At 52.5% G+C, this 12,357-nt stretch carries 9 protein-coding genes; 3 read left to right on the forward strand and 6 right to left on the reverse strand.

Translation table 11 applies throughout. The features are described 5' to 3' along the window. Positions 1–3: 3 nt before the first annotated feature. From htpX to RIN69_RS13035, 4 genes are all read right to left on the reverse strand, one after another. Positions 4–882: a protease HtpX gene (gene htpX / locus RIN69_RS13020; RefSeq protein ID WP_313852292.1), complete on the reverse strand. Its 879-nt coding sequence runs from the start codon at positions 880–882 to the stop codon at positions 4–6. Positions 883–1,117: 235 nt separating this feature from the next. Continuing rightward, a complete protein-coding gene (gene prc, locus RIN69_RS13025) occupies positions 1,118–3,160 on the reverse strand; it encodes a carboxy terminal-processing peptidase (protein ID WP_313852294.1) in 2,043 nt (680 codons plus the stop codon). A 19-nt stretch (positions 3,161–3,179) separates the two neighbouring features. Continuing rightward, complete coding sequence (proQ, locus tag RIN69_RS13030; RefSeq protein WP_313852296.1) at positions 3,180–3,863, reverse strand: RNA chaperone ProQ; 684 nt, start codon at positions 3,861–3,863, stop codon at positions 3,180–3,182. A 96-nt stretch (positions 3,864–3,959) separates the two neighbouring features. Beyond that, positions 3,960–4,460, reverse strand: coding sequence for a GAF domain-containing protein (locus RIN69_RS13035; RefSeq protein ID WP_052900090.1), 501 nt, complete (start codon positions 4,458–4,460; stop codon positions 3,960–3,962). Positions 4,461–4,704: 244 nt separating this feature from the next. Between RIN69_RS13035 and yebS the strand changes: the two genes are divergently transcribed. The 3 genes from yebS (at position 4,705) to rsmF (ending at position 10,089) form a co-directional block, all read left to right on the forward strand. Beyond that, the gene (gene yebS, locus RIN69_RS13040) at positions 4,705–5,949 is read left to right on the forward strand and encodes a membrane integrity lipid transport subunit YebS (protein WP_313852301.1); all 1,245 of its coding nucleotides are present in this window, start codon (positions 4,705–4,707) and stop codon (positions 5,947–5,949) included. Next, positions 5,918–8,551, forward strand: coding sequence for a PqiB family protein (locus RIN69_RS13045; protein ID WP_313852303.1), 2,634 nt, complete (start codon positions 5,918–5,920; stop codon positions 8,549–8,551). Before yebS ends, RIN69_RS13045 begins: the two co-directional genes overlap by 32 nt. Before the next feature lie 98 nt (positions 8,552–8,649). Beyond that, positions 8,650–10,089: a 16S rRNA (cytosine(1407)-C(5))-methyltransferase RsmF gene (rsmF, locus tag RIN69_RS13050; RefSeq protein WP_313852305.1), complete on the forward strand. Its 1,440-nt coding sequence runs from the start codon at positions 8,650–8,652 to the stop codon at positions 10,087–10,089. A 316-nt stretch (positions 10,090–10,405) separates the two neighbouring features. Here the strand turns inward: rsmF and RIN69_RS13055 are convergent, their stop codons facing one another. Next, positions 10,406–10,876, reverse strand: a complete 471-nt coding sequence (locus tag RIN69_RS13055) for a GNAT family N-acetyltransferase (RefSeq protein ID WP_313852306.1) — start codon at positions 10,874–10,876, stop codon at positions 10,406–10,408. A gap of 66 nt (positions 10,877–10,942) precedes the next feature. After that, positions 10,943–11,893, reverse strand: a complete 951-nt coding sequence (locus RIN69_RS13060; RefSeq protein ID WP_313852307.1) for a VirK/YbjX family protein — start codon at positions 11,891–11,893, stop codon at positions 10,943–10,945. Positions 11,894–12,357 lie beyond the last annotated feature (464 nt).

Here is a 12,357-nt window from a genome sequence, read left to right on the forward strand (position 1 = left end):
CAACTACTTCAGGTACTCGCCACTACGCAGCGCTTCGATACGCTTATCCAGCGGTGGGTGCGACATAAACATCTCGCTGAACGATTTGTTTTTACCGTTAATGCAGAACGCCATCATGCTGCTGGCTTCCTGCGGCTCGTAGCTGGTTTTCAGTCGTTGTAATGCGGCGATCATCTTCTCTCGACCGACCAGGCGCGCCGCGCCGGCATCAGCGTGGAATTCGCGATGGCGTGAGAACCACATCGTGATAATGCTGGCCAGGATACCGAACACCAGTTCGAGCACCATGGAAATAGCAAAATACACCATCGGGTTACCGTTACTTTCACCCTCGTCACGGTTACCGGACAGAAAGCCCGAAGCCACCTGCGCAATAATACGCGAGATAAAGATCACAAAGGTGTTTACCACACCCTGGATCAGCGTCATGGTCACCATATCACCGCTGGCAATATGACTGACTTCATGCGCCAGTACCGCTTCTGCTTCATCACGACTCATGTTCTGCAACAGGCCGGTAGAAACCGCCACCAGTGACGCATCACGCCGTGCGCCGGTGGCGAAAGCATTGATATCCGGTGCGTGGTACACAGCAACCTGCGGCATCGCGATGCCCGCCTGTTGCGCCTGGCGTCCAACCGTTTCCATTAGCCAGCGTTCGGTTTCGTTGCGAGGCTGTTCAATCACTTCCCCACCAACGGAACGCAGTGCCATCCATTTTGACATCAGCAGTGAAACAAACGCACCGCCGAAGCCAAACAGGCCTGCCATAATCATCAGGCCCTGAACGCTGCTTGACTGGATCCCTGTCAGGCTGAGAATCAGCCCGAAAACCAACATTACGCCAAGGTTGGTTAGCAGGAAAAGAGCAATACGCATCATAAAATATAATCTTCCTCAGTTAGCTTAGTGCCGGTATGCGGATATACATCGTATGGGTAACCATCAGCATTTCAAGCGACCTTAACGTTTAAGTGTCTAAAAAGACATAACTTTACATTTTTGGCATATGCAATGCACAGCGATTAATCGCTGACAGGTTTGCAGTAATTAGCGATGCTAAAGTAAGGAACGAGGAAAGAAACAGGCACTGCCTGAGCAGTGCCTGTTTTACTGACTAGTTAGCGGCTTTTTTGCTTGCCGGCTGACCAGACTCGAGCTGCGCCAGGTCATTGGCTATCTTCACCGTTTCATCAAGATACGGATCCGGCTCTTTATAGTCTTTCGGTAAATCATCTATATTAGCCAGCGGCTTTTTGCCTTCCAGCTTGTAGCGCGCATTGATACGTTCCAGACGCAGTGCATCTTCCTCGTGATTCTCTTTCTCGCGTTGCGCCAGATTGAGTGACACCGCATTACGCTTATCCTTCAGTGCATTAAAGCGGGCAATGTCTTTGATGATGTACTGGAACTCAGGATCCTGCGCGATACGCTGTTGATGATTTTTCAGCAACTGCGGCTCAAACGGCTTCAGATCGCCCGTTTTCACATAGGTCGCGGCAGAGATGCTATCCCATGGCAGCGCGTTATCTTCAAATTTCTCACCGGTTTCAACCGCTTCCACGCCGGTTGGCATCAGCAGGTCAGGCGTGACGCCTTTACGCTGCGTACTGCCGCCGTTGATACGGTAAAACTTCTGAATGGTATACTGAACTGAACCCAGCGCAGGCCATTCCGGGCGCAGCATCTGATCGTAGATACGATTCAGCGAACGATATTGCTGCACGGTGCCTTTACCAAAGGTCGGCTCACCGACGACTAACGCACGGCCATAGTCCTGCATCGCGGCGGCGAAGATTTCAGATGCCGAGGCACTGAAGCGATCCACCAGCACTACTAACGGACCCTTATAGTAAACAATACCGTCAGTGTCGTTGTCTTCGCGCACTTTACCGTTATTGTCACGTACCTGAACTACCGGACCGCTTGGGATAAACAAACCAGAAAGCGCGACGGCTTCAGTCAGTGCGCCACCGCCATTGGTGCGCAGGTCAATCACTACGCTGTTAACATTCTGTTTCTGCAATTTCTGCAGCTGAACTTTAACGTCGTCTGTCAGACCAACATAGAAACCAGGGATGTCCAGCACGCCGACTTTCTGATTACCGACATTTTTCACCGACATCTTCACCGCACGATCTTCCAGGCGGATCTTCTCACGCGTCAGCGTCACCGTGCGAGTTTTGCTGCCCTTACCTGCCGGCAACACTTCCAGACGAACTTTACTGCCTTTTGGCCCTTTGATCAGCGCAACCACGTCATCCAGCCGCCAGCCGATCACGTCCACCATTGGCTTATTCGGCTGCCCGACCGCCACAATGCGGTCACCAACGGTAATCGCCTTGCTTTTCGCTGCCGGGCCACCCGCTACCATGGAATTAATGACGGTGTAGTCATCATCCATCTGCAATACCGCGCCAATCCCTTCAAGCGACAGGCTCATTTCGGTATTGAACTGCTCGGTATTGCGCGGTGAAAGATAGCCAGTATGGGGATCGATTTCGCGGGCGAAAGCATTCATTGCCAGCTGGAACACATCCTCGCTGTTGCTCTGCGCCAGCCGACGAATGGCAAACTCATAACGTTTGGTGAGAATCTCACGAATCTCTTTCTCATCTTTGCCGGTCAGCTTCAGGCTCAGTTGGTCATATTTGACTTTGGCATCCCATAACGCATTAAGCTCAGCAACGCTCTTTGGCCATGGCGCTTTGCCACGATCGAGATCGATGGTGTCATTGCCGGTAAAGTTCATCGGCTTATTCAGCACCGACAGCGCATACTGATAACGCTCAAACCGACGCTTCTGCGCCAGGTTGTATAAATCGAAAAACACCGGCATTTTGCCGGATTTAAACTCCTCACCGAGGGTGCCTTTCTTATCGGCAAATTGCGCCACGTCTGACGCCAGCAGCACGTTGTGGCTGTAGTCCAGCATATTCAGGTAGCGGTCAAAAATCTTTGCAGAGAACGCTTTATCCAGATCGAACTGACGATAATGAGAACGGGTAAAACGGGAGGTAACACGTTCACTGACGGTGGCGTGTTGCGGCTCCTGCTGCAGCTGAGGGATTTGATCGGCGCGGGTAATATTTTCCGCAGCGAATGCGTGGCCTGCAATAAGCAGGCCCGCGATAATGGTCGTTCTAAAAAAATTGTTCATGCCGTGGCTGGCCTCCGTTTCAGAACTGCAAGTGTTCTGCGCGCACGATCATTGCCAGGCCGGAAACCAGCTGCACCCGGACGCCATCTTTGGAGATTTCCAGAATGGTGGCGTCCATCGCGCTTTTACCTGCTTTGACTCTAATGCTCTGGCCGACTTGCAATGCTGAAGTATCGGTAACCGGTTGAGTACGCGGTTCGCGTTCAACGGGTGCTGCACGTTCCTGGGCAGGGCGCGGCGCTTTAGGACGAGCCTTACGCGGCTGTTCGCCTTCTGCAGCAGGTTTACGCGGCGCAGGTTTACGCGGACGACGTGGTGCGGTCTCTTCACCGGCCTCACGTTTTTTCGCCTGCTGCTGCTCACGCTGTGCCTGAACTCGCGCTTTAGCTTCTTCAAGCTGCTTACGTGCGTGCTCTACGTGTTGTTCGTCGAGCTCACCACATGCATTGCCGTCAAGATCGACGCGCGTCGCACCCGCTTTAATCCCATAAAGGTAACGCCAGCTGGAGGTATACAGGCGCAGTGCGGAACGAAGCTGAGTTTTACTCAGATTCATTTCACCTTGCACACGTTCGACCAGATCCTGAAAGATACCAATTTTGAGCGGTCGTGCTTCGCCTTCGGCGCTAAAGCAGTTTGGGAAACGCTCTGCCAAAAAGGCGATGACTTCTTTACTGCTATTCAACTTAGGTTGATTTTCCATGAAATTTCCTGATTACAACGGGTTTGCCAACCGGCGCAGGCATGAACAGGCGTCATTATAATGAGCCAGGCGGCAATTGCTACGTGATCCAGCTCTTTAGGTGCGTTTCATGTGAATAAATTTTTTCACATCACTACCCGCAAGTACTTCGCAAAGCCCGTCAGTAAGGGTTTTCAGGCCAATTTCATCGTTGCTGTCGAAGCGATTATAAACTGTGCTGTCGATATCCAGAACGCCGATAACTTCACCATCGACCACTAACGGCAGCACGATTTCGGCATTACTGGCGGCATCACAGGCGATATGACCCGGGAACGCATGCACGTCATCAACACGCTGTACCTGATTATCTGCAACTGCCGTGCCACATACGCCTTTACCGACAGGAATACGCACGCAGGCAATTTTACCCTGAAAAGGGCCGAGTACTAACGTGTTCTCTTCCGTGAGCAAATAAAACCCTGCCCAGTTAACACCATCAAGACGTTCATATAAAAGCGCGCTACAATTGCCCATAGCAGCCAGGAAACTGGTTTCACCAGCAATTAACGCGCGCAAATCACGGTTTAAATCCGTATAAAATTCTTGTTTGTTCATTTATTAACCATTGTAAATACTATTGAGGCGCGCCTTTTAGTGCGTCACTCGTTAAAATAAGCATTAATTGCCCAGGCCGACAAGATGAATCATTCCGTCAGTTCATATAACCTTAGGATCTTCCGCACTGGTTTGCAGAACACTTTATCAGTGTCCCGGTGTTTATCGCATCGCTTCAGAGCACGATTTTGATAACAATTTCTGCTTATTATTGGCATTACATGGGCAACGCATCCTCAATAATATGAAAATTTACGCAATCAGCCATGCCCTGCCCCGAGAACGTTATCAGCGTTGCCCGCAATGCGATACCCTTTTTTCCATGCCGGATGTTAAATCCCGTCAGACAGCACACTGTCCGCGTTGTAACGCCAAAATTCTCAACGGCCGTGACTGGTCAATGACGCGCCTGACGGCCATGGCCGTCACCATGATTCTGCTGATGCCGTTTGCTTTCGGCATGTCGCTGGTCGACATCCGCCTGCTGGGCACCAATATCAGCGCCAGCCTGCTGGGCGGCATTCTGCAAATGGCCGAACAGGGCAATGTGATCAGCGCATCGATGGTCGCGTTCTGCACCGTCGGCGCACCGGTAACGCTGGTTGCGTCGATTATTTATCTGTTTTTTGGTCAGCGACTCGGTATGAATCTGCGTCCGGTGCTGCTGATGCTTGACCGGTTAAAAGAGTGGGTGATGCTGGATATCTACCTGGTAGGCATCGCCGTGGCGTCAATCAAAGTGCAGGATTATGCCGACCTGCAATTGGGCACCGGGCTGCTGGCCTATATTGTGCTGACCATTCTCAGCCTCGTCACCCTGATCCATCTTAATGTTGAGCAGCTGTGGCAGCGTTTTTATCCGCAGCCGGAGCCGCAGGTAGCGCCGGAAAAATTGCAGGTCTGTCTGAATTGCCATCACACCGGGCTGGCGGACGATCGCGGCCGCTGCCCACGCTGCCACACCCCATTGCGCTTTCGCCGCCGCCACAGCCTGCAAAAATCCTGGGCGGCGCTGATTGCATCGATTATATTTCTGCTGCCGGCTAACCTGATGCCGATTTCAGTTATCTATCTCAACGGTGCGCGGCAGGAAGATACTATTTTTTCCGGCATTCTTTCGCTGGCTTCCGGCAATATACCGGTAGCAGCAGTGGTATTTATCGCCAGTATTCTGGTGCCGTTCACTAAAGTGATTGTGTTACTGACGTTATTGCTCAGCATTCAGTTTAAATGTCAGCAAGGTCTGAAGACCCGTATACGCTTATTGCGTGTAGTGAAATGGGTAGGACGTTGGTCAATGTTAGATCTGTTCGTAATTGCGCTGACCATGTCACTGGTCAATCGCGATCAACTTTTAGCTTTTACTATGGGACCGGCAGCCTTCTACTTTGGCTCGGCGGTTATTCTCACTATCCTTGCCGTTGAGTGGCTGGATAGTCGTTTACTTTGGGATGCACATGCAACAGGAAACGCCGACTACACCGACTAAAGCTCGAGTCACCAATAAGCGCAGAATATCGCCCTTCTGGCTCCTGCCGTTAATCGCGCTGCTGATTGCGGGCTGGCTGCTCTGGACTAACTATCAGGAGCGCGGCACCACCATTACCATCGACTTTGTGTCGGCGGATGGCATCGTGCCGGGCAGAACACCGATCCGTTATCAGGGGGTGGAAGTCGGCCAGGTGCAAGGCATCAGCATGACTGACGACCTGCGCACCATCAAAATTAAAGCCAGCATTAAGAGCGATATGAAAGATGCGCTGCGCGAAGACACTCAATTCTGGCTGGTGACGCCCAAAGCCTCGCTGGCTGGCGTTTCCGGTCTTGATGCGCTGGTCGGCGGTAACTATATCGGTATGATGCCGGGTAAAGGTGAGCCACGCGAAACCTTCAGCGCGCTGGATACCCAGCCTAAATACCGGCTGAATACCGGCGAAATGCTGATTCATCTGCATACGCCGGATCTTGGCTCGCTGAACACCGGCTCACTGGTCTACTACCGCAAAATTCCGGTGGGACGTGTCTACGATTACAGCATCAATCCCGGTAATAAGGGCGTCACGGTAGATGTGCTGATTGAGCGCCGCTTTACCAATCTGGTGAAAAAAGAGAGCCGCTTCTGGAATGTGTCTGGGGTAAAAGCCGATGTCGGGCTGGCTGGTGCGAAAGTCCAGCTGGAAAGCCTGGCGGCGCTGGTGAATGGTGCCATCGCCTTTGACTCACCGGATGCCTCACAGCAGGCGGCCTCTGAAGACAACTATACTCTTTACCCCGATCTCGCGCACAGTCAGCGCGGCGTGGTGATATCTCTCGATCTGCCAGACGGTAAAGACCTCAAAGAAGACAGCACGCCGTTGATGTATCAGGGGCTGGAAGTCGGCACCCTGACCAAGATGACGTTACAGCCCGGCGGTAACGTCAAGGGTGAAATGACTATTGATCCATCGGTCGTCAGTCTGATGCGAGAAGGCACGCGCATTGAGATGCGTAGCCCGAAGGTTAGCCTGACGGATACCAGCCTGAGTAGCCTGTTAACCGGTAATACCCTTGAACTGATTCCGGGTGACGGCGAGCCTCAGGATCACTTCAAGGTGCGCGCCAGTAACGAATCCTTACTGCAACAGCCCGATGTGCTGACGCTGAAACTGAGCGCACCGGAAAGCTACGGTATTGATGCCGGCCAGCCAATCATGCTGCACGGCATGAAAATCGGTCAGGTGATCAGCCGCAAGCTCGACGAGAAAGGCGTCAGTTTTGTTGTGGCGATTGCGGCGGATCATCGCCACCTGGTGCACGGCGACAGCAAATTTATTATCAACAGCCGGCTAAATGTGAAATTAGGCATTGACGGTATGCAGGTGCTCGGCGCCAGCGCCCGTGAATGGGTCGATGGCGGCATTCGGCTGGAACCCGGCGCGAAAGGCGCAGCGAAAAGCAGCTATCCACTGTATGCCGACAGTGAAAAAGCGGAAGAAGGCATAACCAGCGATCGCCCGCCGACCACCATCATGCTGACGGCTAACAGCCTGCCGGATATCCAGGCTGGATCGATAGTGCTGTACCGCAAATTCCAGGTGGGTGAGATTGTTGACGTCACGCCTAAAGCCAATGAATTTGATGTCGCCGTGCATATCAAGCCGGAATACCGCAAGCTGCTGACGCAAAACAGCGTGTTCTGGGCTGAAGGCGGCGCACGCGTGCAGCTTAACGGCAGCGGACTAACGGTGCAGGCATCGCCACTGAACCGCGCACTGAAAGGCGCTATCAGCTTCGATAACCTGAGTGGTGCCGGCAGCGGGATTAGCCGCGATCAAAAACGCGTACTGTACGATTCTGAAACTGCGGCACGCGCGGTAGGCAGCCAGATTTCACTGCATACCTTTGACGCCAGTAAACTGGCCGCAGGTATGCCAATCCGCTATCTCGGTATTAATGTCGGACAGGTTGAATCACTGGCGCTTAGCCCGGATAAAAACCAGGTGATCGCCAAAGCGGTACTGTACCCGGAATACGTTGATGATTTCGCGCGCTGGGGCAGCCGCTTCTCGGTGGTGTCACCGGAAATTTCCGCCACCGGCGTCAATCATCTGGAAACCCTGCTGCAACCGTATATCAACGTCGATCCCGGTAAAGGTCGTGCTGCACGCAGCTTTGAGTTGCAGGAAGCCACCATCACCGACTCGCGCTATCTCGATGGCCTGAGCGTAGTGGTCGATGCGCCGGAAGGCGGCTCGCTGTCAATCGGCACTCCGGTACTGTTCCGCGGTATTGAAGTGGGCACCGTTACCGGCACCTCGCTGGGCAGCATGGCAGACCGCGTACAGATTACTCTGCGCATCAGTAAAAAATACCAGCATCTGGTCCGTAATAACTCGGTGTTCTGGCTGGCGTCCGGCTATAACCTTGAGTTCGGCCTGATCGGTGGCGTGGTGAAAACCGGCACCTTCCAGCAGTTTATTCGCGGCGGAATCCAGTTTGCGACCCCGCCGACGGTGCCGCTGGCGCCACAGGCCACCTCCAACAAGCACTTCCTGTTGCTGGATGAAGAGCCGAAAGAGTGGCGTAAATGGGGAACCGCCATCCCGCGCTAACCTTGGTAAAACGGGCGACTCTGGTCGCCCGTTGCTTTTCTGCTTTGCCCGTTGCTGTGTTAAACTTGCCGCTTCATTTTCTGTAACGGACCCCTTCAGTGGCTCACTCTTCCCGCGTCTTTTTTCCTGAATCCTTTTTAACTGTCATGCGCGAAGCCTTGCCTGACAGCAGCGCCTTTGAGGCTTTTATTGCCATCAGCCAGCAGCCGTTACGCCGCAGTCTGCGCGTCAATACGCTGAAAATCAGCGTGGCCGATTTTCTGCAGCTGGTCGCTCCCTATAACTGGCAGCTGACGCCGATTCCCTGGTGCGAAGAAGGTTTCTGGATTACCCGTGAGCAGGATGACGATTTGCCACTGGGCAGTACCGCCGAGCATCTCAGCGGCCTGTTTTACATTCAGGAAGCCAGCTCAATGTTGCCGGTCAGCGCGCTGTTTGATGCCGAACCGCATCCACAACGCGTGATGGACGTCGCCGCCGCGCCAGGCTCAAAAACCACCCAGATGGCGGCCCGCATGGCCAATCAGGGCGCGATTCTGGCAAATGAGTACTCCGCCAGCCGCGTAAAAGTGCTGCATGCCAACCTCAGCCGTTGCGGCGTCAGCAACACCGCGATGACTCACTTCGATGGCCGGGTATTTGGTCCGGCGTTGCCGGAATGCTTCGACGCGATATTGCTGGATGCGCCCTGCTCCGGCGAAGGAGTGATCCGTAAAGATGCTGATGCGCTGCGTAACTGGACGCCGGAAAGCACCCGCGATATCGCGGCTACCCAGTGCGACCTGATAGACAGCGCTTTCCACGCGCTGAAAGCTGGCGGCACGCTGATCTACTCCACCTGTACTTTAAATCAGACCGAAAACCAGCAGGTCGTGGCCTGGCTTCTGGCGCGCTATCCCGATGCGGTTGAGGTCGTCGCGCTGGACGGCCTGTTTGACGGCGCGGAGCGTGCGCTGACGGCAGAAGGCTATCTGCACGTGTTTCCGCATATTTTTGACAGCGAAGGCTTCTTTGTTGCGCGCCTGCGCAAAACCGCCTCGGTCGAGCCGATGGAAAAACCGGGTTACAAAGTGGGTAAGCTGCCCTTCTCCCCGCTCAGCCGCAAAATGAGTGAGGAAGTCGCGGCGGCGGCCAGCCAGTCCGGGCTGTTCTGGGATGACTCGCTGACGCTTTGGCAGCGCGATAAAGAGCTGTGGTTATTCCCTGCGGCGATCGAGCCTCTGCTCGGCAGAGTGCGTTTCTCACGTATCGGCCTGAAACTGGCGGAAACGTTCCCGAAAGGCTACCGCTGGCAACATGAAGCGACCGTTGCGCTGGCTCGCCCGACGCCGGAGAACAGTTTCGAGCTGAATGAGGATGAAGCTGAAGAGTGGTATCGCGGACGTGACATCTATCCGCAGACCGAGCTGCCACGTAATGAAGTGATTGTGACCTGGCAGCAACAGCCGATCGGCCTGGCGAAAAAAGTTGGCACCCGACTGAAAAATAACTATCCGCGCGACCTGGTGCGCGATGGCAAGCTGTTTAAAGCCAGATAGCGCATCCCCTGCCCTGCGGCAAACGGGTGAAGTCTGCCGCAGGGTTAAACGTTAAGTCACAGCGTGCAAATCGCCAATAATATAAATATGCCGCCACGGTTCACCGTTATGGCGCTGATAAATCATCGTCACTCACTTATTTATAATGGCAATATTGATGCCTCGTTTAAGCAGTACAGGCTAAAATAAAACCACCATAAATAATTTTCACTGAGAAAAAGCAGCCATGGACGATCGTAAGCAGTTTATTCTGACGCTAATAATACTCCTTTCAGGCAGCCTTTTACTGCTGGAAGTATTTACCCGACTGGTGCGTTTAACCTGGCTGGGTTAATTTATTTTTTAGCATCAGACTCATATTATATCCGGTTACTTTGAACTGGCAGGATTCATATAACCCTTTGGCACGAAGATTATCTGCCGCTACGCGTAATCTGATCTCCTCAACGCCCTGCTTTTGTAGTAACTCTTCGAGTTCACCTATGGCCTGCTTGCCGTAACCTAAACCACGAAATTCCGGCAACAAGATAAAATCATTGATATAGATGCTGTTTCCATCGCGCTGATACCATAAATAACCGACCAACTGCTGTGCTATTTCGATCGATAACAATACCTGCCGGGATGAATCCAGCCCCTGCGGCAGATAATCATCCAGAGATTTCTGCGCCCGCTGACGCGCTAACTCATCGCTGTAACCGGAGTTAGCCCGCATATCTTCGGCATAGTCATCGATAAACAACCGCTGCCAGTCGTCAAATTCCGCTTGCTGCATTGCTCTGAACATCACGCCACCTGCTGATTACTGATTGAATAATCTAATAATAAGCAACAGCGGCGCGGTGGTACAGCGTTAGTGACGCAGCTGGCTGTCCAGCTGCGTTTCCAGACTGTCCAGCAAGCTATAACGTCGGCGATATTCAGCACGCTTTTTACTGGCGATATCATCCAGCGACTTGCGCTCAACCCGCAGCGGCAGCTGGAAATAGTTGTCGTCAGTGAGCTCACCGCTCAGCGATTGCCAGAAAGCATCATAATCAGCAAACAGCTGTGCTTTCTTTTTGTAGTGATAACGCCAGTTCTGGTAAATATGGGTTTTATTGCCGGCAGCCAGAATCTGCTGCACGCCCAGATGCGATGCCAGCGCACAGAGCGCTTCAATCAGCAGGCGCTTAGGAAACAGGCCGTGACAGGCTTTCGTCGCCAGCTGAATAGCTTCATGCGGCGTTTCCGGCCTTGCGCCCTGAATACCGCCAATAAACAGCGTCTGCTGATGCTGGAAATTAAATACGCTGAAGGTGGTGGTCGCCAGCTGCACGCCCTGTTCATTTTCAAACAACAGCGTCGCCTCACCCTCTTTGTTCAGTTGGTCCATCGCCAGCAGCCGGATGCGATAGGTTTCATCATTTTTGCCTTGCAGCCGCACCAGCACTACGCCGTCAGCAGACAAGTAACCCTCAAACAGACTGGCTGGCAGATGTTTTTCCAGCTGCAAATAGTGCTGACTTAAAGCCTCAACAACCTGCTGATGACCCAGATTCGCTGCCAGATAGGGACGATAAATTTTAAGCGGTAGCGCGGGTTGCGCCAGCAGGATTTCCTGCAAACGATCATTACGCGCCAGGTTAGCTAATAAATGATGACTTGAAAGCGGCAACGTCAACGCCCGCAGTAAGAATTTAAGCCGGTAACCCGCCCGGTTCCAGGAACTACCGGGTTTAATTTTTCCGCTGACCAGCGAGGCAAACAGCTGCAACGCGCTATCAGATTCAGGCAATTCCTGCGACAGGATAAATTGTGACATGTTCTCTGGTGACCATCATTTTTGGATTTGCGCTATTTCACCAGAATGAAACTAAACAATTATTTAATGAGCCAGGATGCTATGAGAACATTTCATCAATGTTGACATTTGGTTTAACAAGAGAGCCTTATCAGTATCATTACACTTATCAGAGACAATATTTACAAATTTTTATTAAAAAAATGCTTTAATTCACACCAATTGGCGAATAATGGGGTGCCTGAATAAGATTAATCGCATACCATAACGCAGTGGAGTAGCCACTAAGCCAGAGCAAGACCATTTTTCCAACCAGGGAGTTCTGACTTTTAGCCGTTATCCGTTACACCTGTTTACCCTTACCTGCCGGTAGCGGTGTATAACAGGTTAGAATAACGACAAAACATAAGGAGAGGAGAATGATGAGTAAACGAACTGCATGGGTGCTGGTGTTTACCTTTAGTGCAATGTTTTGGTTGCTGGTA

Source organism: Winslowiella toletana (genome assembly GCF_032164335.1).
Taxonomy (GTDB): Bacteria; Pseudomonadota; Gammaproteobacteria; order Enterobacterales; family Enterobacteriaceae; genus Erwinia; species Erwinia toletana_A.